The sequence below is a fragment of the Acinetobacter sp. YH1901141 genome (assembly GCF_013416935.1).
Lineage (GTDB): Bacteria > Pseudomonadota > Gammaproteobacteria > Pseudomonadales > Moraxellaceae > Acinetobacter > Acinetobacter towneri.
Genome location: NZ_VPEY01000001.1, coordinates 232,355 through 254,873 on the forward strand (window position 1 = coordinate 232,355; position 22,519 = coordinate 254,873).

23 protein-coding genes, 5 tRNA genes and 1 pseudogene are annotated in these 22,519 nt (G+C 42.1%); 2 read left to right on the plus strand and 27 right to left on the minus strand.

Annotated elements, in window-relative coordinates; translation table 11 throughout:
- Positions 1–44 precede the first annotated feature (44 nt).
- The 26 genes and pseudogenes from rplL to FTV52_RS01190 form a co-directional block, all read right to left on the minus strand.
- Positions 45–416, minus strand: a complete 372-nt coding sequence (gene rplL, locus FTV52_RS01065) for a 50S ribosomal protein L7/L12 (protein ID WP_004975779.1) — start codon at positions 414–416, stop codon at positions 45–47.
- A gap of 48 nt (positions 417–464) precedes the next feature.
- Positions 465–971 (minus strand): 50S ribosomal protein L10, encoded by a 507-nt coding sequence (gene rplJ, locus FTV52_RS01070; protein ID WP_096902333.1) that lies wholly within the window; start codon positions 969–971, stop codon positions 465–467.
- Positions 972–1,292: 321 nt separating this feature from the next.
- Entirely contained in the window at positions 1,293–1,988 is a 696-nt protein-coding gene (rplA, locus tag FTV52_RS01075) for a 50S ribosomal protein L1 (RefSeq protein ID WP_179989539.1), read from the minus strand.
- Between the two features lie 3 nt (positions 1,989–1,991).
- Positions 1,992–2,420 (minus strand): 50S ribosomal protein L11, encoded by a 429-nt coding sequence (gene rplK / locus FTV52_RS01080; RefSeq protein WP_004975771.1) that lies wholly within the window; start codon positions 2,418–2,420, stop codon positions 1,992–1,994.
- A gap of 116 nt (positions 2,421–2,536) precedes the next feature.
- Positions 2,537–3,070: a transcription termination/antitermination protein NusG gene (gene nusG, locus FTV52_RS01085; RefSeq protein ID WP_004975770.1), complete on the minus strand. Its 534-nt coding sequence runs from the start codon at positions 3,068–3,070 to the stop codon at positions 2,537–2,539.
- Between the two features lie 7 nt (positions 3,071–3,077).
- Positions 3,078–3,518 (minus strand): preprotein translocase subunit SecE, encoded by a 441-nt coding sequence (secE, locus tag FTV52_RS01090; protein ID WP_004975769.1) that lies wholly within the window; start codon positions 3,516–3,518, stop codon positions 3,078–3,080.
- Between the two features lie 73 nt (positions 3,519–3,591).
- Positions 3,592–3,667 (minus strand) — tRNA-Trp (locus FTV52_RS01095).
- A 51-nt stretch (positions 3,668–3,718) separates the two neighbouring features.
- Complete coding sequence (gene tuf / locus FTV52_RS01100; protein WP_179989541.1) at positions 3,719–4,909, minus strand: elongation factor Tu; 1,191 nt, start codon at positions 4,907–4,909, stop codon at positions 3,719–3,721.
- 148 nt (positions 4,910–5,057) lie between these two features.
- A tRNA-Thr gene (locus FTV52_RS01105) sits at positions 5,058–5,132 on the minus strand.
- A 14-nt stretch (positions 5,133–5,146) separates the two neighbouring features.
- Positions 5,147–5,222: transfer RNA gene (locus FTV52_RS01110), tRNA-Gly, on the minus strand.
- A 36-nt stretch (positions 5,223–5,258) separates the two neighbouring features.
- Positions 5,259–5,342, minus strand: a tRNA-Tyr gene (locus FTV52_RS01115).
- 55 nt (positions 5,343–5,397) lie between these two features.
- Positions 5,398–5,473, minus strand: a tRNA-Thr gene (locus tag FTV52_RS01120).
- A gap of 98 nt (positions 5,474–5,571) precedes the next feature.
- On the minus strand, positions 5,572–7,065 hold the full coding sequence (gene trpE, locus FTV52_RS01125; RefSeq protein WP_104852931.1) for an anthranilate synthase component I: 1,494 nt from the start codon (positions 7,063–7,065) through the stop codon (positions 5,572–5,574).
- A 160-nt stretch (positions 7,066–7,225) separates the two neighbouring features.
- Positions 7,226–7,897 carry a phosphoglycolate phosphatase gene (locus FTV52_RS01130; RefSeq protein WP_179989543.1) on the minus strand — a complete coding sequence of 224 codons (672 nt, stop codon included), beginning with the start codon at positions 7,895–7,897 and terminating at the stop codon, positions 7,226–7,228.
- A gap of 61 nt (positions 7,898–7,958) precedes the next feature.
- Positions 7,959–8,609 carry an FHA domain-containing protein gene (locus FTV52_RS01135; protein WP_179989545.1) on the minus strand — a complete coding sequence of 217 codons (651 nt, stop codon included), beginning with the start codon at positions 8,607–8,609 and terminating at the stop codon, positions 7,959–7,961.
- A gap of 69 nt (positions 8,610–8,678) precedes the next feature.
- Positions 8,679–10,934 (minus strand): annotated as a pseudogene (gene gspD, locus FTV52_RS01140) (type II secretion system secretin GspD).
- Positions 10,935–10,994: 60 nt separating this feature from the next.
- Positions 10,995–11,834: a type II secretion system protein N gene (locus FTV52_RS01145; protein ID WP_004975757.1), complete on the minus strand. Its 840-nt coding sequence runs from the start codon at positions 11,832–11,834 to the stop codon at positions 10,995–10,997.
- Positions 11,834–12,574, minus strand: a complete 741-nt coding sequence (gene gspN, locus FTV52_RS01150; protein WP_096901906.1) for a type II secretion system protein N — start codon at positions 12,572–12,574, stop codon at positions 11,834–11,836. The genes FTV52_RS01145 and gspN overlap by 1 nt, the downstream gene beginning before the upstream one ends.
- Positions 12,575–12,736: 162 nt before the next feature.
- Complete coding sequence (locus tag FTV52_RS01155) at positions 12,737–13,063, minus strand: H-NS family nucleoid-associated regulatory protein (RefSeq protein ID WP_004975751.1); 327 nt, start codon at positions 13,061–13,063, stop codon at positions 12,737–12,739.
- 145 nt (positions 13,064–13,208) lie between these two features.
- The gene (locus tag FTV52_RS01160) at positions 13,209–13,640 is read right to left on the minus strand and encodes a thioesterase family protein (protein ID WP_004975749.1); all 432 of its coding nucleotides are present in this window, start codon (positions 13,638–13,640) and stop codon (positions 13,209–13,211) included.
- 9 nt (positions 13,641–13,649) lie between these two features.
- Entirely contained in the window at positions 13,650–14,843 is a 1,194-nt protein-coding gene (locus FTV52_RS01165) for a heme biosynthesis protein HemY (RefSeq protein WP_179989547.1), read from the minus strand.
- Positions 14,844–15,680 carry a hypothetical protein gene (locus FTV52_RS01170; protein ID WP_179989549.1) on the minus strand — a complete coding sequence of 279 codons (837 nt, stop codon included), beginning with the start codon at positions 15,678–15,680 and terminating at the stop codon, positions 14,844–14,846.
- A complete protein-coding gene (locus FTV52_RS01175) occupies positions 15,677–16,456 on the minus strand; it encodes a uroporphyrinogen-III synthase (RefSeq protein WP_179989551.1) in 780 nt (259 codons plus the stop codon). Before FTV52_RS01175 ends, FTV52_RS01170 begins: the two co-directional genes overlap by 4 nt.
- Positions 16,457–16,477: 21 nt before the next feature.
- Positions 16,478–17,398, minus strand: a complete 921-nt coding sequence (hemC, locus tag FTV52_RS01180; RefSeq protein WP_154321288.1) for a hydroxymethylbilane synthase — start codon at positions 17,396–17,398, stop codon at positions 16,478–16,480.
- A gap of 122 nt (positions 17,399–17,520) precedes the next feature.
- Positions 17,521–18,261, minus strand: a complete 741-nt coding sequence (locus FTV52_RS01185; protein ID WP_104852924.1) for a LytTR family DNA-binding domain-containing protein — start codon at positions 18,259–18,261, stop codon at positions 17,521–17,523.
- A 71-nt stretch (positions 18,262–18,332) separates the two neighbouring features.
- Complete coding sequence (locus FTV52_RS01190) at positions 18,333–19,487, minus strand: sensor histidine kinase (protein ID WP_179989554.1); 1,155 nt, start codon at positions 19,485–19,487, stop codon at positions 18,333–18,335.
- On the opposite strand from FTV52_RS01190, the gene argH reads away from it, so the two are divergent.
- Together argH and FTV52_RS01200 are read left to right on the plus strand one after the other, a co-directional pair.
- Positions 19,478–20,908, plus strand: coding sequence for an argininosuccinate lyase (gene argH, locus FTV52_RS01195; protein WP_179989556.1), 1,431 nt, complete (start codon positions 19,478–19,480; stop codon positions 20,906–20,908). The genes FTV52_RS01190 and argH overlap by 10 nt on opposite strands.
- 14 nt (positions 20,909–20,922) lie before the next feature.
- The gene (locus FTV52_RS01200; RefSeq protein ID WP_004975738.1) at positions 20,923–21,195 is read left to right on the plus strand and encodes an oxidative damage protection protein; all 273 of its coding nucleotides are present in this window, start codon (positions 20,923–20,925) and stop codon (positions 21,193–21,195) included.
- A 527-nt stretch (positions 21,196–21,722) separates the two neighbouring features.
- Here FTV52_RS01200 and phoU read toward each other — a convergent pair.
- Positions 21,723–22,445 (minus strand): phosphate signaling complex protein PhoU, encoded by a 723-nt coding sequence (gene phoU, locus FTV52_RS01205; RefSeq protein ID WP_004975736.1) that lies wholly within the window; start codon positions 22,443–22,445, stop codon positions 21,723–21,725.
- Positions 22,446–22,519 lie beyond the last annotated feature (74 nt).

Below are 22,519 nucleotides of genomic sequence, written 5' to 3' on the forward strand. Positions count from 1 at the left end.
CCATTTTTTGGAGTCGATTATAAAAAAATCGACTCCCCTTAAGATTACTTAAGTGTAACTGTAGCACCAGCTTCTTCAAGTTTCTTCTTAAGCTCTTCACCTTCTTCTTTAGAAACAGCTTCTTTGATCACTGAAGGAGCGCCTTCAACGATGTCTTTAGCTTCTTTAAGACCAAGGCCAGTAGCTTCACGAACTGCTTTAATTACAGCAACTTTGTTCGCACCGAAAGAAGTCAACTCAACGTTGAATTCAGATTGCTCTTCTGCAGCAGCAGCGCCAGCGCCTGGAGCAGCAGCAACAGCAACAGCAGCAGCTGATACATTAAATTTCTCTTCAAAAGCAGAGATAAGTTCAACAAGTTCAAGAACAGTTTTTTCAGCAACTGCGTTTAAGATTTCTTCGTTAGTTAAAGCCATGAGAATAACTCCAAATGGAAATTGAATGGTGTGGAAATAAATTTAAGCTTATGCAGCTTCTGACTCGTTTTTCTCTTTGAGCGCAGTAATAAGGCGACCCAATTTCGAAATAGGAGCTTGAAGAACGTTTGCAAGCATAGTAAGCGCTTTTTCTTGGTTCGGAAGATTCGCAATTACGCTAACTTCAGCACCTTGATAAAGTTTGCCGTCAAATGCAGCAGCTTTAAGTTCAAATGCTTTATTCGTTTTAGCGAATTCTTCGAACAAGCGTGCAGCTGCACCCATGTCGTCTTCAGAAGTTGAGAAAGCTAAAATTGTTGGGCCAACAAGGTTGTCGTTCAAGATCGTGAATTGCGTATCTTGAAAAGCACGTTTAGCCAAAGTATTACGTACAACACGTGTAGTAACACCTAATTTACGCGCTTCAACACGTAGAGCCGTTAATTGCTCAACGCTCATACCTTGATAGTCAGCAACAACAGCAGAGAACGCTTTAGAAGCAACTTCGTTAACTTCTGCTACGATCTGTTTTTTGTCTTCGATAAGAAGAGCCATTGTAAAACCTCCTAACGGTGATTTATGTGCTTACGTGAAGCACACTCCCAATTCGTAAATTCATTGCTGAACTTACACGCGGAGGAGGAATAAATCACACCACCGCGTCTACCCAGGCTGGAAGATTAAGAAAGCAGCATAAAACTACTCTCGCCTGAGGTCTTTGACGCTGATAAATTCTCATTTACCAATTCAAAGTCCGCCTGAATGTCCCCATCTCCTGCTAGGAGAGGGTTAGGGAGAGGTTTAACCCTCATCCCGACCTTCTCCCAGAGGGAGAAGGAGACTTTTCAGGACTTTAAAATTCTTTCTAAGTCAGACTTAGTTAGAAACGTTCTGTACATCAATAACAAGACCAGGACCCATAGTAGAGCTCAAAGTGATCTTTTTGATGTATACGCCTTTAGAAGTTGCAGGCTTTAACTTTTTCAAGTCAGCAACTAAGGTTTCAACGTTTGAACGAACTGCTTCAGCAGTAAAGCCAACTTGACCAATCGCAGCGTGGATAATACCCGCTTTGTCTACACGGTAACGCGCTTGACCTGCTTTTGCATTTTTAACTGCAGTCGCAACGTCAGGAGTTACAGTACCCACTTTAGGGTTTGGCATTAAGCCACGTGGACCAAGAATCGTACCCAACTTACCTACTACGCGCATTGCATCCGGAGCTGCAATCACAACGTCAAAGTCAAGGTTACCCGCTTGAATGCTTTCAGCTAAGTCGTCGAAACCAACTACGTCTGCGCCTTCAGCTTTAGCAGCTTCTGCAGCAGCACCTTGAGCGAAAACAGCTACACGTACAGTTTTACCAGTACCTGCAGGAAGTGTAGTCGCACCACGAACAACCTGATCAGATTTACGTGGGTCAACACCTAGGTTTACCGCAACATCCAAAGATTCTTTGAATTTAGTAGCAGGAAGGTTGTTTAGAACTTCAACTGCTTCTTCCAAAGTGTAAACTTTGTTTGCTTCTACAGCAGCAGCAATGGCTTTTTGACGTTTAGTTAACTTTGCCATGTCTTATAGCTCCACATCCAAGCCCATAGAACGTGCAGAACCAGCAATGGTACGCACACGTGCTTCTAAATCAGCACCAGTTAAATCTGGTTCTTTAGTAGTCGCGATTTCTTCTAATTGAGCACGAGTCAACTTACCAACTTTGTTTTTGTTAGGTACAGCTGAACCCTTTTGAATGCCTGCAGCTTTCTTAAGAAGAATTGCAGCAGGAGGAGTTTTCATGATGAATGTGAACGACTTGTCGTTGTACACAGTGATCACTACAGGAATTGGCAAACCTGGTTCAACTTTTTGTGTAGCAGCATTGAATTCTTTACAGAATGCCATGATGTTAACACCACGTTGACCTAATGCAGGACCAATTGGTGGAGATGGATTCGCTTTACCAGCTGGAACTTGCAGCTTGATATAGCCGTCAATCTTCTTAGCCATTTCAAATTACCTCTGGGTACAAACGCCGCTAGGCTCCCCAATATTTTAAGTAACGATACCGTTACAACAACAATGCCCGATTCATCATAAATCGGGCGTTTTCCAACCACTCAAACTTAAACGGATTTTTCGACTTGACGAAATTCCAGCTCAACCTGAGTAGGTCGATTAAATACATTAATTGTCAACGTTAAACGTGACTTCTCGTATTGAACTTCTTCCACCACGCCTTTAAAGTCGGTGAATGGACCATCAATCACAAGTAATTCTTCGCCTGGTTCAAACATCGTCTTCGGACGAGGTGCTTCACCAGTATTGCGTACACGTGCAAGAATCGCGTCAGCTTCTTTTTGCGTAATTGGGGCAGGCTTTTCTGCTGTACCACCAATAAAACCTAAAACTTTTGGACACTCTTTAACAATGTGCCAAGTTTCATCGTTCATTTCCATTTCAACCAATACATAGCCTGGAAAGAACTTACGCTCTGACTTACGTTTCTTACCATCCTTCATTTCTACCACTTCTTCGGTAGGAACAAGGACTTCACCAAAGCTATCGGCAACAGCGCTACGCTGGATTCGATCATTAAGCGAACGCATCACTTGTTTTTCATAACCTGAGTAGGCATGAATAATGTACCAACGTTTCATAGCTCTTTTACCCGATAATTAACTTGATTGCCCAGCCTAACAAATAGTCAAAACACCACAATACAATTGAAGTGACTACAACAACAATCAATACATGCCATGACGTTGTTACAGTTTCCTGTTTAGTAGGCCAAGTGACTCGACGTAACTCAATACGTGAATCTTTAAGCAAACGAACAAAGCCTTTGCCTTGATGGGTGGCGTATAATAAACCTAAAGCCACAACGATACAAGCCAAAATTACCCCAACACGCACCCAAATATCATTGGCTGGTGCCCAATACGCAGGAAGATGCTGATTCACCATCATCGAAGCGATGAATAAAATCAAAGCGATACCCCACAACACGTAGTCTAATGGAGAACTCGATTGAACAACTTCAGCAGAATTATTTCTTTGAGGGATTGGCGCGTCGCTTAATGCGTCACGCGATTTATCATTCGACATTTTTGTACTCGTCGTAGAATTCGCGACTTATTATATGACTAGATTAGCCGACATCAAGCTTTTTTAAAAAAAGTGGCAGGCCAGGAGGGACTCGAACCCCCAACATTCGGTTTTGGAGACCGACGCTCTACCAATTGAACTACTGACCTACAAAACAGAACGAGAGCCAAAGCTCTCGACCTGTTTAACACATTCTATAATTATGCTGTTACTTTAGCAACAACACCCGCACCTACAGTACGACCACCTTCACGGATCGCAAAACGTAGACCTGGGTCCATTGCGATTGGGTGGATTAATTCTACTGACATTTCAACGTTGTCACCTGGCATTACCATTTCAACGCCTTCTTTCAACTGGATTGCACCAGTTACATCAGTTGTACGGAAATAGAATTGTGGACGGTAACCGTTAAGGAATGGAGTGTGACGACCACCCTCTTCTTTAGAAAGTACGTATACTTCCGCATCGAATTTAGTGTGTGGCTTGATTGTACCTGGCTTAGCAAGTACTTGACCACGTTGTACGTCTTCACGCTTAGTACCACGTAAAAGAACACCACAGTTCTCGCCCGCACGACCTTCGTCAAGAAGTTTACGGAACATTTCTACGCCAGTTACAGTTGTTTTAACTGTGTCTTTGATACCAACGATTTCAACTTCTTCGCTTACTTTCACGATACCAGTTTCTACACGGCCAGTTACTACTGTACCACGACCAGAAATAGAGAATACGTCTTCGATTGGCATTAAGAATGCTTGATCGATTGCACGTACTGGCTCTGGGATGTAAGTATCAAGCGCTTCAACAAGAGCAACTACAGCATCTTCGCCATATTGACCTGATTCACCGTTAAGTGCAGCAAGTGCTGAACCACGGATTACTGGAGTGTCGTCGCCTGGGAAGTCGTAAGTAGAAAGAAGTTCACGAACTTCCATTTCAACTAATTCGATTAACTCTTCGTCGTCTACGATATCGCATTTGTTTAAGAATACGATGATGTAAGGTACACCTACCTGACGAGAAAGAAGGATGTGTTCACGAGTTTGTGGCATTGGACCATCAGTCGCTGAACAAACAAGGATCGCACCATCCATCTGAGCAGCACCAGTGATCATGTTTTTAACATAGTCGGCGTGACCTGGGCAGTCTACGTGCGCGTAGTGACGAGTTGGAGAGTCGTATTCTACGTGAGAAGTATTAATTGTAATACCACGTGCTTTTTCTTCTGGTGCAGAGTCGATAGCAGCGTAATCTTTCGCTTCACCACCAAACTTACGTGCACATACTGTAGCAATCGCAGCTGTTAAAGTTGTTTTACCATGGTCAACGTGACCGATTGTGCCCACGTTAACGTGTGGCTTATTACGTTCAAACTTAGCCTTAGCCATGTTCATCTTCCTCGTTTACGTCGAACACAATGCTGAGTAAAACTCTGCCCCGACATATCGCCTAAAAAACTAGACACCTAATACTTGAAAAGCAGACTAATAAGCCTGCTTTTTGAAAATCTTGTGCGAATAATCGCTAAACTGTATCTGGAGCTCTTATCGAGATTTGAACTCGAGACCTCTCCCTTACCAAGGGAGTGCTCTACCACTGAGCTATAAGAGCGACAAATCCTTCGATGGAGCGGGAGACGAGGATCGAACTCGCGACATGCAGCTTGGAAGGCTGCCGCTCTACCAACTGAGCTACTCCCGCATCTATGTTGGTAATTACCACTTCTATCGAAGTTAATGGTGGTGGGAGAAGGATTCGAACCTTCGAAGCTTACGCGGCAGAGTTACAGTCTGCTCCCTTTGACCGCTCGGGAATCCCACCATTTTCACACTTACTCAGTGTTCGTTCTTTACTTAACAACTCAAACTCCCTAAGATGGTGCCGGCACACGGATTCGAACTGTGGACCTACTGATTACAAGTCAGTTGCTCTACCAACTGAGCTATGCCGGCGTTTCTTAGTGTTTCGTACGTTTCGTATCGGAACGGTGTGCAGTTTAGCAAAACTTGAAATCCGTGCAAGTGTTTTTTTCAAAAAAAACGCTAAAAACTCATAAAATCAATCCATTTGATGATAATTCAACCGCTTTGATCACTGCGCGAGCTTTTATTTGGGTTTCATTCCATTCAGATTCAGGATTTGAGTCCGCAACTAGACCTGCGCCTGCCTGCACATAGACCTTATTTTGACGAATAACACAGGTACGAATCGCAATCGACATGTCCATTTCGCCATGCCAGCCTAAATAACCAACAGCACCACCAAAAACACCACGTTTTACAGGCTCAACTTCATCAATAATTTCCATGGCACGAATTTTTGGTGCACCCGAAAGTGTCCCTGCAGGGAAAGTTGCCTGAAAAACATCCAAAGCATCGACATCGTCACGCACTTCACCTTGCACATTGGACACAATATGCATGACATGCGAATAACGCTCGATCACCATTTGATCAGTCACTTGTACTTTACCAATTTTGGCGATACGCCCGACATCATTACGCCCCAAGTCAATCAGCATTAAGTGTTCGGCAATTTCTTTTTCATCCGACAACAAATCTTGCTCAAGTGCCAAATCTTCTTCTTTGGTTTTACCGCGCGGGCGTGTACCTGCTAAAGGACGCACAGTGGCAATACCATTTTCCAAACGCGATAAAATTTCAGGTGATGAGCCGACAATATGAAACGGCTGATCATCGCCCAAAGTTTTGCCTTGTACCAAGAATAAGTACGGCGATGGGTTGAGATGGCGCAAAGCACGATAAACCTGTAACGGCTCACCATCAAAATCTGACACCATGCGATGTCCAGGCACCACTTGCATAACATCGCCTGCACGAATGTATTCTTTGACGGTATCAATGGTCGCCAAGAATTTTTCTTTGCCTGTAAGCGATTCAAAATGTGGTGGCGTATGTTTTTCTGCTTTTAGACTAATCGGGGTTGCTAAAATTTCTTCTAGTGCATCGAGTTGTTGTTGTGCCTTGTCATAAGCATCTGCCTGCGCTGCATCGGCATGCACAATTAAGAACAAGGTATCTTTTAAGTTATCAAACACGATGACTGTTTTAGACAACATCATCCAAATATCAGGTAAACCGACTGGATCTGCTGCAGGCACGTTTTTTAAACGCGGTTCGATATAACGCACTGCATCGTAACCAAAATAACCCACCAAACCACCTGTAAAGCTTGGCAATTCAGGCAAGTCAGCTTGCGTAGGCACTTTAAATTGCGCTTGAAAATCGCGGATATACTGAAACGGCTGTGCACAAGTTTGTTTTTCGATTGAACCGTCAGCATGTTGGATGGTGAGTTCACCCGCATTACAGGAGAAAACTGTAGATTCACCCAAACCAATAATTGAATAACGTGCCCAGTTTTCACCACCTTCTACAGACTCAAACAAATAGGCTTGTTGATGCTGCTTCAAACGTGCAAATACCGACAATGGAGTTTCGGTATCGGCCAAACGCTGGCGATATACAGGAATGAGGTTGTAGCCTGCTGCTTTAAGTTGTTCAAATTGAGTCAGAGTGGTCATGTGAAGCTCTCTATATTTCGATGTAGCAATGTTTTCGATAAGACGAAGTGAAGGACGGTTGTAGATTGACTAGCGTCGCCATCGAAATATGGGCATTACAGCCTGACTCATATTGATATCCTTTATAGCAATTAGCGTAAAATTATTTGATTTTTGAATCTTAAATATTTAACAATTCAGTTAAATTATCCACAATTTGTTGCGGCTGACAATTGGCAATCGGCTCACCATGATTATAGCCGTAGCTGACCACAATACAATCAATCCCCGCTCGACGCGCGGCTTCAACATCATTAGAAGAATCACCAATCATCAAGACTTGAGACTTCTCCACTTGATAATGTTCAACACAATGCAGCAATTGACGCGGGTGTGGTTTACGCTCTTCAAAACGGTCTCCACCAATCACATCATCAAAATAATTTTGCATGTCTAAGGCTTCGATAATGGCACGTGCAGGTTGTTCTGGTTTATTGGTCACACAAACCAAAGTTTTGTTCTGTGCTTTTGCCCAATCCAAAAACTCAATAATGCCTGCAAAAGGCTGCGTGTCGATACACGGATCGGCATTATAAATTTCTAAGAAGGTGTTCAGTAGCTGTTGTTGCTGTTCAGGATGAACTTCGCCCATTAAGTGCGATAAGACACTATTGCAAAATACCGCAGTTCCCTTCCCCACCCAAGTTCGCACTTGTTCCAGTGTTACCAAAGGCAGTTGCAGTGCATTTAAACTCATGTTCATGGCGCGGTATAAATCTGTCGCAGAATCGACCAAAGTGCCATCTAAATCAAATAAAATGACTTGACGTGTATCAAGCTGAGCAATAGACATTCTTCCCCCTAAATGAACAAAGGCATGCGATCGCATGCCTTGATTGTAAAGCAAAGGCTGCTTATTTAAACAATAGCCAAGCCAAAACTGCCAAAATCACCAAGACAATCAGTGAAATCAAGCCAACAGAAGCATTTTTTTTCTGTTCTTTCTCTTGTTCCACACGAGAAACAGGCTGCTCGACAGACACAGGTGTTGGCTCTGCTGGAACTGCATGAATATCCACGCCTTCTGGAATAGGTGCTGGTTTTGGTACTGCCACGCCTTGCGGCATACCATCTCGGTTTAATTGAACAGAACTGTCACGTTGATTCAATTCAGGCATTCCCTGCTCATTCATTTGCTGTGCAGGTGTTTTTTCTGTTTGTGCTGTGACTTTTTCAGCAGTTTCGGCGACATCTGCCGCATGTTCCAATTCAACCGCAGGCGCAAGTACCGAAAACTTTAAGCTAGCAAATTGGACGATATCACCTTCTTTAAGTAAGGTTTCATCGGCAATGCGTAAATCATTTACAAAAGTGCCGTTGGAAGAATTTAAATCTTGCACATACAGCGCTTGTTCTTTAAGTAAAAAAGCCGCATGTTTACGTGAAATTTCTGCCGATTGCAGCACCAAATCTGCACTTTGATGACGCCCCACCAACATATCACGGTCGATACTAATTTCTTGGCCAGTAAATTCACCGCTAATTGCTTGTATTTTCCAAGTCATAAATAACTTCTCTCGTGTGATTTGGCGACATCATAACATGCCCTCAACCACAATCTGCGCAGGATACGATTAAGGTGTAGCGCGAATTGTGGTCGTAGTGACTGTATTTTTAGTTTTGCTGACTTCCTGCTGCGGCAAAACTACGTTTTGGCGCTGTACCGCAGGCTCAATCGCAACAGGGGTGCTCACCACCGTTGCTGTGCGGTTTGCAGACACTGCTGATGGTAAGGTTTGATAAGTTCCTGTTTGCGGCGCCACTCGAGATACAGGCAAACGCTGCTGATAAACATCGCTAACATTCTCAGGCAGTTTAGCAAAGCTACCATCGGCATCCATTGCCAACTGAAGGCTATACAATTGGCTATAACGCTGCTGCGAAATACGGCGAATATCCTGACTATCTCCCACAATGGTTGGGTGAATAAAAATCAATAAATTACGTTTTTGATTAGATTGACCATCGGAACGGAATAAACGCCCCAACCCTGGAATAGCACCCAAACCTGGCACAGCCTGACGACTATAAACCGAGTTATCAGAAATTAAGCCACCTAAGACAATGGTTTGTCCGTGCTCGGCCAAAATAGAAGTTTTAATTGCGCGTTTGCTGGTGACTAAATCCTGCGCCTGACCTTTATTGGCTTTGACATCTGACACTTCTTGTTCAACTTCCAAGCGTAGTGTTCCGCCTTCACCAATATGTGGCACGACTTTTAAAGTAACCCCGACATCTTTACGTTCAATAGTGGTATACGGATTTGCCACACCACCATTGGTAGATAATGAACCTGTTACAAAAGGAACGTTTTCACCAACCACAATATAGGCTTCTTCATTGTCCATGGTCACAATAGATGGCGTAGACAATAAATTGGATTTGGTTTTTTCCTTCAAGGCCTGAATCATCGCACCATATAGCTTGCGTGAACCATCACGACCTTCACGATAATCACCCAACACCAATGACGTACCTGCACCAATCGCACTGCCTGCGCCTGCTGCACCACCAGTTAAATAGCCTGCAGCAACATTTTTTAAACTTGCACCAATATTGTCAAAATTAATTAGACCGATACCGCTGCTTAAATCGCCCAATGCCCACTGCACACCCAATTGGTCGGCATCGGTACCTTCCACTTCTATAATCGCAGCTTCAATCAACACTTGTTGACGACGGGTATCTAGTTGCTAAATGGCCGATTCAATTTCACGCATCAACTGCGGATCGGCTTTGACCACCAAAGCATTTTGCGAGCCATCGGCAATAATACTGACACCATTACCATTAAAACTGGTGATGTTGTTTTGATTGTTGCTATTCGAGCTGCCACCCAAATTAATACTTGGGGTGGAAATAGTCGATGAATTACCTGTGTTGTTATTGGTGCTGCTTAAATTACTAGCACTGTTGTTGTTACTGTTGCTATTTGCATTAGAGCTGCTGCTCACCGCCTGTCCTGAAACCAGACCTTGCAATATTTCTGCTAAATTCTGTGCACTGGCATATTTCAAGCGAAAAACTTTCAAACCACCCAAACGATCTGCCGCAGGCACATCCATCATTTCAATCATTTGACGAATGCGTTTACGTGTTGCGGTATCGCCTTTGATGATAATACGATTGGTACGGTTGTCCGCCACAATACGCACACGCGAACCTTTAACATCTTTCGCTGCCCCTGTCGAACTCATCGACTCAAGCAAGCCAATGACTTCTTCGGCTTGACTGGATTGCAGGCTAATCGCTTCAATGTCATTTTGCCCCGTACCATCTAGGTTACGAATAATGCTTTCTAACTGATAAATGTTACTGGCACGATCAGACACGATTAGAGCATTGGTGCCCCCGACCGCAGACAAATGCGCAAACTGAGGCATGAGCGGACGTAAAGCAGGAATCAGGTCATTGGCATTGGTATTTTCTAGCCAAATCACTCGCGTTACAATTTGGTCACCACGCGCATTTTGACGACCATCATAGGGAATGCCTGAGCTTTTTACATTGCTGTCAGGTACAAGGCGAATGGTATTGCCTGATGGTATTGCCACCACACCATTCACATTCAATACGCCTAAAAACAGGTCATAGACTTCATTTTTATTCAGGGCTTTGTTGGAAATCACCGTGACATTGCCACGCACACGCGGATCGACTGCAAAGTTCTTGCCCGTAATATCGGCCACTTCATTAATAAATGCAGTTAAGTCCGCATCACGTAAATTAATTTTCCAGGTTTGCGCATGACTTGCAGTACTCACCATTGCAACAAGCGGTGCAGCAGCCAGTAATGCCCAAAATGGACGCTCATAATTCAATAAAGCCATAATCTACTGTGTTTCCTAACCCTAAATATGTCTCTGCATGTAGTTACGATGCCGATCCATTTAAAAATTTTGTTGTATGGTCATCACTTGATCACCACGTTTTATTTCTAATTTCACTTGACCTTCACGACGTGCCTGTTCAAGCAATTGTGCATCGCTTTGTCCTTGCCCGACGTTTTGCCCATTTAAAGACAAAATACGGTCACCTGGCTGTAAACCCAGTTTATTTCTTAAAGCGGCTGGCGTACGTGTAGTCACTTCATAACCATTGCCCGTATTTGCTTCAACACCCATCTCTTTTAAGTATTGTTCGCGATCTTCCTGTATGCGCTGCACTGCCTGTCCAATGGCATTATTCGGTTGTGCGGACTGCGTAGGTGCAGTTACAGGAGCTTGATTACCACTTGGAATTAAAGGTGCGATAGGTTGATTTAAACCATTTTCAATACCTTTAAACAATACTTCACGCGTCGCGCCACTGCTATGACGTAAAATAACCCGATCCCAGTAGACTTCTGCCAATTGGTACTGACTCAAATCAATCACATCACCCACACGGTAACGCTCTGCCACCTCATTCACTTTAATGACCGCAGAAGAAAACTGACTCGGCTGCCCAACCACTACACCTTGCAAAGTCATATTTAATTGATCATCGGCAGTGTTGCTGCGCCCAAGTTCTTGAAACAATGCAAAGGAGGTAATATTCGGGATTTGTGGTTGCTGTGAACCCAACTCCACCCGATCAATTTGCATGACTTGGGGCGGCGCAACAACCCACCAAAATAAACTCGCCAGTTTCCAACACAGATACAAAATCAAAAAAGCTAAAAATACTGGCGCAGCACGATCAAACTGCTTCCAGTGCAAATTCCCTAATCGTTCAGAGAGTGTACGCATTAGAAACCTCCTTTTAATAGAGGTTGGCGAGTGCTGATCACATAGGTATCTAAGCCCGCTTTGCCTTCATAAGAGGCGATATTCATCAATAAGCGTTGCGTGAGTTGCACATCTAGCATCAAGCTTTGATCAAGCGCAATATTCAGCATTTTTTGTTCACGTTGATCGCGAATATCAAATAACAGTTTGCCATTTTCATCGGACAAACTGCCTTTTAACGCAGGGATATTCATACGGTCTTGGCGCTGAGCAAAACGATACAGCAATTCGCCACCCGCCCACTGCAGTTGTCCTTTGGCTTTGGTGAAGCCTTGCTGTTTTTTAAAATTCAAATGAATGTCTTTGAGTTGAATCGCATTACTTGGCCACTGCCAATCCACAATACTTTTTAAGGTTTCTGGCGCAACTTGCCCATCTAAAGATTGCACCAAGACGCTACCAAAACGATAGCCAACAATGCCTTCGAGTTTAGTATTGCCACTATGCACTTCAACATCGGCAGCGACACGCAATAAAACTAAATCTAAAGGACGTGTATTCCAACTTAAAGAACCACGTAACTGTCCCTTATGCCAATCGGCTTGCCCCTTCCAGATATTGCCACTCACATTATGTAAGGTCTGATTATTTTTATAAAATTTTGAAATTAACCACGCTGCTGGAATTTGTAATAACACAAAAAACAAAAATGCAATGAGGGCGAAAATCCACCACGTGATGTATTTGGGTTTCTTTATCATGCCACCACGACCAACCTTACTAATTTTTCTATGAATGACTTTTTATAACACTCACACATTATGCACACTTTTTCGGCGTCGCCAATTGATACAGATAAAAAAACCAAGCCGTATTGCTTGGTTTTTGAACTCTAAGTCAAATCAATGACAAATTGATGAAGCTTAGATTAGAAAATCTTCAAGTTTTGCACCTTTTTCTAATTCAGCGACTAACCAGCGTGGTTTTTTACCACGACCAGTCCAAGTATCTGTAGAATTGATTTTGCTACGATAACGTGGCGCTACAGTTTTACGTGGGCTTTTCTTACGCTTGCTTTCGCCAACTTCCAAAATCTGCTCAATGCTTAAACCCAAATTGTCTGCAATCGCTAAAATTTGATTATAGGCATCTTCAATTGCTTGATCTTTTTTCGTGGCAATTAATGCTTCCGCTTCAGCTTGTAAACGCTTTAACTGTTCTACAGACAAATTGCTAATATCAGGCATCATACTTACTCCAAAAACTATGCTTTTTATATTCAGTTATTAAATTAAGCAGATTCATTCTATTTTTATCAAACCGAAGCGTCAATAAAAAATCTACTACTCTACATATAAATAACAGTCGGACATATTATGAACTGATTATTAAGATTTAATCAAGAATATGCGGTACGGTTTTTTCTATTTTATGAATACCCGCGCGTACATTTTCAGGGATTAAGGTTTTTTGCATATTGACGCGATCTACACATACAATCACCGCATCTGCCTCTGCCACCACCATTTGCTGTGCTTCACTGTGGATTAAATAATGCATACGCATGGCACTATTACGCAATTCTTCTACCCGAACGCCAATTTTTAAAATATCAGGATAAACCACAGGACGTATATATTTGCACTGATTTGAGGCAATCACAGTCAAAACATCTTGCTGTAAAATTTTTAAATGGTCTAAATAATATAAACGCGCACTTTCAATATAACGGTAATAGATCACATTATTGACATGCCCAAAAGCATCCATATCTCCCCATGCAACACGCTGCTCAAAAACAATTGGATAATCTGCTAGTGTTAACACAACTCACCCTTAAATTTTAATTTCGACAAAATTAGAATTATTTTCAAAGATTAAATTTAACTGTTTTAATAATTCAGGCTGATCTTTTAAATTAGATTTAACTCTTAAATAACTCATTAATACGTGTTCAGGATATAAATCCAGTAATTGCTCGGCTTCTGAATAACGCGCTGTTGCTGTAAAAATATGCCATTTGGCAAAACTAAATACAGGTAATGCAGGGTATTTCTGTTCCCACAGATTTATTTGCTTTTCAATTTTGGCATAATCAGGTTGTTGTTTTAACAACTGCTGTTGGAACCATAAATAAAACACTTCCTGATTAAACTGTTCACTCAACATCTGTACCGCAAGACGTTCATGTTGTGCGGCCAAATCAGGCAGACGCGACAATAACTTCAACCACAACACCTGAATGGCATAAGACTGACTGAAAATCTGCTCACTTAAATCACTATAACGCTGCTGCAAAGCCTGTAAATTTTCTGCATCAGCCTGCTCAAATTGGGTTAATAACTCAGTCAGCCACTTTTGCTTGGTGTCTGCATCTAAATGCCCGTATTTGGTCGAACGTAAATAATGCCAAGGATATTGCGTGGCAAATTCGCCCCACAAGGCAATTAAACGTTTTTGATAAGCCGTTTTGACTTTAAATAACCACGGCGATAATTCGTGCTGATTCAAAAACTCTAAATGCGTCAAAGCTTGTTCAGGTTGTTGCTGCGCTAAATAAATTTCAATACGCTGTATTTCTGCCAACTCAAACGCCATGGCACTGCTTTGATTTAAGGCAGCCAACGCTTGCGGATATTGCTGTTGGATGGAGTGCATACGTGCTTCCATCACTCCTTTGAGCAAACCTGACTGGGCAAACACCTGTCGAATAAACTGGTGTTGATCTTCTGCAGCATCCAACAACCAAATGACCGCCAACTGCTCATAAGGATGCAGATTTTTAAAGTTAAATACTGTTTTAACCTTACGCTGTTCACGGCTAAAATAGCGCTTTAACAACAACCATAAAATTTGTAGCGAAACACTGATCGACAAGAAAAAGAACAACAACAACCAAATATTGGTTTGTAATTGCCATTCGCGCCAATACACATAAACATAGCCTGAACCATACCCATAACTCAGTACGCTCAGCAAAGCGACCAGTACAATACTGACCACCACATAGGCGAGTAAAATCTGTTTCATTTATACCGCCCCCAATAAAGCACGTGTTTTTAAACTCGGCGTTGGAACGATATTTAAGTTTTTAATTTTTTCTAATTGCTGAACCAATTGTTGTGCTTTCTGATCAGGCAATTGTTGTAATAACTGAATAATGTCATTCACTTCTTGTTGATATTGCACATATTGACCTTGCATAAAGACTTGTCGAGCCAGCAATAGACGCAATTGCGCTTCTTTTAAAATAATCTGACGCTGCATCAACTGTGTCGCAGGTTGCTTGGCAGATTCAATACTCAGCCATTTTTGCCAAAAAAAACGATCATCGACATCGGCAGGGTTCAGCTCAGGCTGTTGAGCTTGCTGTTTTAATTGTTGATCTAACTGTTGCAACAACTGACTTACTTGTTGATATTGCGCATCACGTGTTGTTATAAATTGTTGAATTTGTTTCTGATCTTGCTGAACAACTTGGTGCAAACTTTGTTTCAAAGCAGGAGCTAAAGCATATTCGTTTAACTCACGGTCTAAATGAGCTAGCTTTTCAGTCGCATAGTGAAACTGTTGTTGTTGTAAGGAAAATTCCACCAAGTCCAATTGCTGCGCCACCATATCTACTGGTTGAATCGCATCTTCTTGCTGCACAGCGCTGGATACTGCGGACTGTTCTGGCGCATCTTGGGTATAATTACGGCGCTGCAAAGCCACCAACTGATCATTTAAATTGGCATTGGTTTTTTCTACAAGATGCAAACTTTGACTGAGTTGCTGTTGTTGCGCTGAAATTTGCATCACATCAAAACTTAATTTGACGATCCAGACCAAAGCGATCAACACCACTATCACAACCAGTTTTTTCATAGTTTTCCTTGCATACGCATCATTTGCTGCAATATTAATTCTGTTTTTAAATGGGTCAACTTGAATACGTTATATTTTGTATGATGCTGCGTTTGATAATCGAGCAAAATTTTCTCTAAACGATCACCCAATACCCAATAATAACCTTTGTTCAGTAGATCGAAATCCTGCTGAATCAAGCTCAGCCAGTTTAACCAACTGGCTTCACTGCTAATCATCATGATAAATTCTGAAGATTGTATTAAACGCGCGCGTACTGCCTGCATTTTTTCAATAGAACTGGCAGGACACTCCCGTCGATACAACACAAAATTATGGATCTGCATCCCCTGATCAAGTAGTGTTTGCATCATAAATTGCCGACCGCCCACACCACGCCAAAAGGCAATGTGTGTGCCGACTTTCAAATTTTGCAAACACGGCAAACTCAGCATCCCTTCGGAAGTTTCAACCTGTGGGACTTCACTGTGAAGACCATATCCACTTAAAACTTCTGCAGTTTTTTCGCCCACAGCCACCCAACGTATATGCTGCAAATCCTGCAATGATATTTGGCTTCGGGCTAAATATTGCATCCCAATATCGACAGCAGTCGGACTAACCACCACAATAATATGCGTGTGAGGCAACTGGGCATATAAATTAGCCAGTTGCTCCGACCACGGCTGTGCAGAAAGCTGCAACAAGGGCAAATCAATGACCTCAATATGCTGTTGTTGCAAAGCCTGAGTTAAGGCCTCTGCACGATCTTGAGGTCGGGTATTAATGAAGAGCATGGGCTTCTGGTGCAATATGAATTATTGATACAGGGCTTTGAGTAATTCGCCCGCACCCTGTGCCAATAAAGCTTTTGCCAATTCTTCACCTAGCATTTCAGCCTGTTCAGGTGCGCCAAATTGCACAGCTTTAAGAATGGTTTGCCCATCGACACTACCAACACGACCTTCAATCTGCAACTGACCATTCTGCAAAGTTGCGTAGCCTGCAATTGGCACCTGACAACCGCCTTCCAAGTAGGCATTAAAAGCACGTTCGGCACGTACACAGACATTGGTTTCGGCATGCATTAACGGTAAAATCAAATCCAATACCGCCTGATCTTGGCTACGACACTCCAAACCTAAAGCGCCTTGCCCAACAGCAGGTAAGCTCACATCAGGCTGAATAGTATGACGAATACGCTGCTCCAAACCTAAACGTTTCAAACCTGCACTGGCCAAAATAATGGCATCATATTGACCATCATCCAGTTTAGATAAACGTGTTCCCACATTGCCGCGTAAATCTATAATTTCTATATCTGGGCGCGCTTTCAAAATTTGGCATTTACGGCGCAAGCTTGAAGTTCCAACTTTAGCGCCCTGTGGTAAATCTGCAAAACTGGCATAGTGATTCGATACAAAGGCATCAAGCGGGTCTTCACGCTCACAAATGACCGCCAAGCTCAAACCTTCAGGCAATGCCATGGGTACATCTTTCATAGAGTGTACGGCTAAATCGGCACGACCATCCATTAAGGCGGCTTCTAATTCTTTGACAAATAAGCCCTTCCCCCCAATTTTTGCCAATGGGGTATCTAAAATTTTATCGCCCTGCGTGACAAAGGTCACCAACTCAACAGTTAAATCGGCATGCATCGCCTCTAAGCGGGCACGAATGTGTTCAGCCTGCCATAACGCAAGCGGGCTTTGTCGAGTTGCAATTTTCAGGGTTTTCATCATAGTGGCTAAGCAAGATAAATAAGTTCATCTAAACTTAACCTGATCCCCTAAAAATGCAAGTCTATTTCTTTGCCGATTTATCAATCTGTTGCGTATTCATCTGCGATGAGGCTGATCAATTAGAGTTTTTGGATGCGTTCTCGCAATAAAGGCAAATGTCGTCGGCTAACAGCCAAACGCTCATCTAGCTCACGGCAACGTACCTGATACTGTCCTGAATTGACCACTTCTAGCCCCTCCAAAAACTGAATCGAGACCAAGGCATTTCGGTGAATCCGAATAAACTGATCACCAAATTCGGTTTCTAAATCTTTCAGCGTTTCATCAATCAAGACACTGCCATTTTTATGACGCACCGTGACATATTTCTGATCAGCTAAAAAATAGTAGATATTTTCTATTGGCACCAATTCTACACCGCGATAGGTTTTCGCCGCGATTTGGTGACGTTTTATTTTTAATTCGTCCATATTTTCTTTTTGTTTTAAATGACTCATCTGCGCTTGCGTGAGTTTTGTTAAATGATCTAAAACCTGTTGCAATTCCTGTTGCATTATCGGTTTTAACAAATAGCCTTCCGCATTGGATTTAAACGCATCAAGTGCGTGTTCATCATAAGCGGTACAAAACACAATGGCTGGCATAGGGTCAAGCTCACGCAAATGTTGAGCACAACTTAGACCATCCATTCCCGGCATTTGAATATCTAATAATATGACATCCGGCTGATGTTCATCCGCCAGTTCAATCGCCTGTTGCCCATGAGCTGCCGTTGCCACCACATGATGCCCCAGTTGAGTGACCAAACGTGATAATCGCTCTCTAGCTAGAGGCTCATCATCACAAATTAGGATGTCCATTTTTCCTCCTTTTTAAGTCAATAACTTTATTTTTATCAAGTCTAGAAAAATCAGAGCAATCACAGCTTATTTTATTTATAACGGTATTGCAGCACCGTGGTGTACATACCATTCCCCGCATAATTTTTGAAAGTAACACTGCGCCCATAATACGCTTTTAAGCGCTGTTCCACGTTTTGCAGTGCAATCCCATGTCCAGATCTTAAATTTATTTTATCGCTGACATACGGATTTGTAATGACAATATTGACTTGGTTTTGCAATATTTCGATCAATATACTTATCGTACTCTTTGCTAAAACTTTTTCAACTCCATGAAAAATACTATTTTCTAGCAAGGGTTGTAAAGTTAATAACGGAATTTGTACCTGACTGAGCAGTTGCGGTTGTTCAATTTTCCATTCTACCGCCAACCGATCACCCAAACGAATTTGTTCAATCTCTAAATATTGCTGGCAAAGTTCAATCTCATCTTTCAGGCTCACCAGTTTTAATTCCTGCAAACTGGCACGGAATAAACGTGATAAATTCAGCAGCATCTGCTCGGCTTTATCGGGATCAATTGCAATTAGACTGATCACATTATTTAAGCTGTTAAACAAAAAGTGTGGATGAATACGGGCCTGCATAGCATGCACCCGCGCTTGCAATTCGCTATGCCGCTGCTGAATAGCTTGTTCTCGGACATAGATATAACGAAAGCAAAACGCACCCAATAGCACGCCATAACTCAAATGCAGTCCGACACCTTGTAACAGATCATCTATACCAAACTGCTGTAGATGAAAGTTTTGCCCAAAATGCAACAAGGTATTTAAACTGAGCGTGGTCAGCAACACGATGCCTTGCAGCAGCAAAAAACTGACCAAAAAAGATAAACTCAAGCCCATGCGTAAAAAACGCGCCTGAAAAAACTCCACCAAGGCCGCAAAACACAACACCACCCAATTGATATAGAGTACGTATTGCAGCACCCGAGCAAAACTTAAGCCGTGCCAACCTTGTGCTTCAGCCAGTGCCAAAACCATTGCCAAGGCATTACTGCCAATAAATAATTCAATTAGATATTGCCAACGTCCTATTTTCGTAAAAAAATACAGCTCATGTTGTTCTGCCTGCGTATCAGCATAAGTTTGATTGGCTTGTTCTTCGGCAAGTGAATCTGAATTTGTTATACTCTTGTCCAAATCACCGCTTTTTACTTTATTGAGCCGATATGACCACATCTTCTAATTCCTCAAATCCGTCACAAGCCCAAACTTCGGGTATGTGGGGCGGTCGTTTCTCTGAAGCGACTGATGCTTTTGTTGCTGAATTTACAGCATCTGTTCAATTTGACCAACGCTTTTATAAACAAGATATTGCTGGCTCAATTGCGCATGCAACGATGCTTGCCAAAGTAGGCGTACTTACGACTGAAGAGCGTGACGATATTATTCAAGGTTTAAATACCATTCAGGCTGAAATTGAAGCAGGTCAATTTGAATGGCGTATTGACCTTGAAGATGTCCACATGAACATCGAATCACGCCTTACTCAACGTATTGGCATTACAGGTAAAAAATTACATACAGGTCGTAGCCGTAACGACCAGGTGGCAACCGATATTCGTTTGTATGTCCGTGACGAAATTGATGCCATTTTAGAATTATTAAAAAAATTACAACACGGCATTTTAAGCTTGGCAGCCAAAAACACCCACACCATTATGCCTGGTTTTACTCATTTACAAACCGCACAGCCTGTGACTTTTGGTCATCACCTTATGGCGTGGTTTGAAATGTTGGTACGTGACTCTGAGCGTTTAATTGACTGCCGCAAACGTGTTAATCGTATGCCTTTGGGTTCTGCCGCTTTGGCAGGTACCACTTACCCAATTGACCGTGCTTTTACCGCAGAATTGTTGGGCTTTGAAGCTGTATCTGAAAACTCGTTAGATGCTGTATCAGACCGTGATTTCGGGATTGAGTTTAACGCTGCTGCATCTTTAATTATGATGCACTTGTCGCGCATGTCTGAAGAACTGATTTTATGGACATCGGCACAGTTCAAATTTGTGAATATTCCAGACCGTTTCTGCACTGGCTCATCCATTATGCCGCAGAAGAAAAACCCAGACGTACCAGAATTGGTGCGCGGTAAAACAGGTCGTGTTTATGGCGATTTAATGAGTCTGTTGACCCTGATGAAAGGTCAACCGCTTGCCTACAACAAAGACAACCAAGAAGACAAAGAACCTTTGTTTGATGCCATTGATACCGTGCGCGGCTCGCTCATGGCATTTGCCGATATGATTCCTGCTTTAGTACCAAACATTGCAGAAATGCGTGAAGCTGCATTACGTGGTTTCTCTACGGCAACTGACCTTGCAGATTACTTAGTAAAAAATGGCGTGGCATTCCGCGATGCACATGAAATTGTAGGTAAAGCCGTAGCATTGGGCGTACAAGAAGGCAAAGACTTGTCTGAACTTAGCCTAGAACAATTACAGCAATTCTCAGATTTAATTCAAGCTAATGTATTTGAAAAAGCACTGACCCTTGAAGCCTCTGTAAATGCACGTGATCATATTGGCGGTACAGCGCCTGCACAAGTTGCAGCGGCAATTGAACGTGCTCAAACACGTCTTGCTCAACTTTATGCATAATCAGGAAGTGAGAGATGTCTAAACAAGTATTTTGTCGTAAATATCAAACCGACATGGAAGCGATGGATTTCGCTCCTTTTCCGGGTGCCAAAGGTCAAGAATTACTTGAAACGGTATCTAAACAGGCTTGGCAGGAATGGCTCAAACACCAAACTACGCTCATTAATGAAAAGCGTTTAAATGTGTTTGAACCTGAAGCGAAAAAGTTTTTGGAAGAACAACGTGAGAAGTTTCTCAACAATGATGCCAGTTTGGAAGTCGCAGAAGGCTTAAAACCTCAAAACTAATCCAAGTACTGTTTTTTCATTTTGGAAAATTCAAACCTTGTTTATTTTACAATTAAAAGAGTCTTTATGAAGGCTCTTTTTTTATGCCATTTGTGATTATGAGTTGCCGCAACAATGTTTTAAATAAATGAAAATAGATTCAAAAAATTAAGCTAATTTCCTATTTTTATTTCTCGATTGAAGCGTATATTTTATAGTCACAACAAAACACTTAACAATAGATTAATTATTGATTTCAAAAAGAATAGTTTTAAAAATAATCACACTAAAAATAATGTAATTTAAAAATACATTTGTATATAAAACGCTACATTCCACTACAATAAACCACATGATTCTTGAGTGTGATTTTCCTATACTTATTTTCAAGGAGATAAGCAATTATCTCTCACTATAATAAATATCCCCGATTTCAATCTCAGATTTCCCCCAAAGTCTGAGATTTTTTTTATCCAAAATTTCGGCTGTTTCAAGCCATAAAAAAAGCCCCATCATTAGATGAGGCTGAATATTCAAAAAAGCTGAACTTAGCGTTCCTGTACTTTTTCTTCAATTTCTTTGACACTGGTATGACGTACGTCAAAACCTTTGACCATATAAATCACTTGTTCTGAAATATTTCGTGCGTGGTCACCAATACGCTCTAACGAACGTAACACCCACATCACATTAATCACACGTGAAATATGACGCGGATCTTCAATCATATACGTCATTAGAGTACGTGTTGCAGATTGATATTCACGGTCAATATCGGCATCGGCAAGTAAAACACGCAGTGCTTGATCGACATCTAAACGTGCAAAAGCATCCAGTGCATCGTGAATCATGACACGCACTTGGTTACCAATATGACGTGTTTCCATATAGCCGCGTGGCGAACCACCTTCTTCACATAAGTTTTGGGCAATACGGGCAATTTTTGCAGCTTCATCACCAATACGCTCTAAGTCAGTATTGGCTTTAGACATGGCAATCACCATACGCAAATCAATTGCGGCTGGATGACGACGCGCCAAAATCAACGTTAAGGCTTCATCAATTTCGGTTTCCATGCGATTGACAACATTGTCTTGGAACTGAACTTCTACCGCCAAGGCTGCATCGGTATCCAAGAGTGCGTGAATCGAGTTGGCAACCTGCTGCTCTACCAAACCACCCATGGCCATAAATTTGGTATTTACATCCTGCAAATCTTCATTGAACTGAGAAGAAATATGGTGACTTAACACAGGATTATTCGTACTCAAGGAATACACTCCACAACAAAAGGATAGACTGACGCAATGATTGAATATTAAAGCACAGCAATGATGACGTTTTT

Bases quoted from the DNA above. Each gene is read 5' to 3' on its own strand.
- rplL (WP_004975779.1), bottom strand. From the start codon at position 416: ATGGCTTTAACTAACGAAGAAATCTTAAACGCAGTTGCTGAAAAAACT.
- rplJ (WP_096902333.1), bottom strand. From the start codon at position 971: ATGGCTCTTCTTATCGAAGACAAAAAACAGATCGTAGCAGAAGTTAAC.
- rplA (WP_179989539.1), bottom strand. From the start codon at position 1,988: ATGGCAAAGTTAACTAAACGTCAAAAAGCCATTGCTGCTGCTGTAGAA.
- rplK (WP_004975771.1), bottom strand. From the start codon at position 2,420: ATGGCTAAGAAGATTGACGGCTATATCAAGCTGCAAGTTCCAGCTGGT.
- nusG (WP_004975770.1), bottom strand. From the start codon at position 3,070: ATGAAACGTTGGTACATTATTCATGCCTACTCAGGTTATGAAAAACAA.
- secE (WP_004975769.1), bottom strand. From the start codon at position 3,518: ATGTCGAATGATAAATCGCGTGACGCATTAAGCGACGCGCCAATCCCT.
- tuf (WP_179989541.1), bottom strand. From the start codon at position 4,909: ATGGCTAAGGCTAAGTTTGAACGTAATAAGCCACACGTTAACGTGGGC.
- trpE (WP_104852931.1), bottom strand. From the start codon at position 7,065: ATGACCACTCTGACTCAATTTGAACAACTTAAAGCAGCAGGCTACAAC.
- FTV52_RS01130 (WP_179989543.1), bottom strand. From the start codon at position 7,897: ATGTCTATTGCTCAGCTTGATACACGTCAAGTCATTTTATTTGATTTA.
- FTV52_RS01135 (WP_179989545.1), bottom strand. From the start codon at position 8,609: ATGACTTGGAAAATACAAGCAATTAGCGGTGAATTTACTGGCCAAGAA.
- FTV52_RS01145 (WP_004975757.1), bottom strand. From the start codon at position 11,834: ATGCGTACACTCTCTGAACGATTAGGGAATTTGCACTGGAAGCAGTTT.
- gspN (WP_096901906.1), bottom strand. From the start codon at position 12,574: ATGATAAAGAAACCCAAATACATCACGTGGTGGATTTTCGCCCTCATT.
- FTV52_RS01155 (WP_004975751.1), bottom strand. From the start codon at position 13,063: ATGATGCCTGATATTAGCAATTTGTCTGTAGAACAGTTAAAGCGTTTA.
- FTV52_RS01165 (WP_179989547.1), bottom strand. From the start codon at position 14,843: ATGAAACAGATTTTACTCGCCTATGTGGTGGTCAGTATTGTACTGGTC.
- FTV52_RS01170 (WP_179989549.1), bottom strand. From the start codon at position 15,680: ATGAAAAAACTGGTTGTGATAGTGGTGTTGATCGCTTTGGTCTGGATC.
- FTV52_RS01175 (WP_179989551.1), bottom strand. From the start codon at position 16,456: ATGCTCTTCATTAATACCCGACCTCAAGATCGTGCAGAGGCCTTAACT.
- hemC (WP_154321288.1), bottom strand. From the start codon at position 17,398: ATGAAAACCCTGAAAATTGCAACTCGACAAAGCCCGCTTGCGTTATGG.
- FTV52_RS01185 (WP_104852924.1), bottom strand. From the start codon at position 18,261: ATGGACATCCTAATTTGTGATGATGAGCCTCTAGCTAGAGAGCGATTA.
- argH (WP_179989556.1), top strand. From the start codon at position 19,478: ATGACCACATCTTCTAATTCCTCAAATCCGTCACAAGCCCAAACTTCG.
- FTV52_RS01190 (WP_179989554.1), bottom strand. From the start codon at position 19,487: ATGTGGTCATATCGGCTCAATAAAGTAAAAAGCGGTGATTTGGACAAG.
- FTV52_RS01200 (WP_004975738.1), top strand. From the start codon at position 20,923: ATGTCTAAACAAGTATTTTGTCGTAAATATCAAACCGACATGGAAGCG.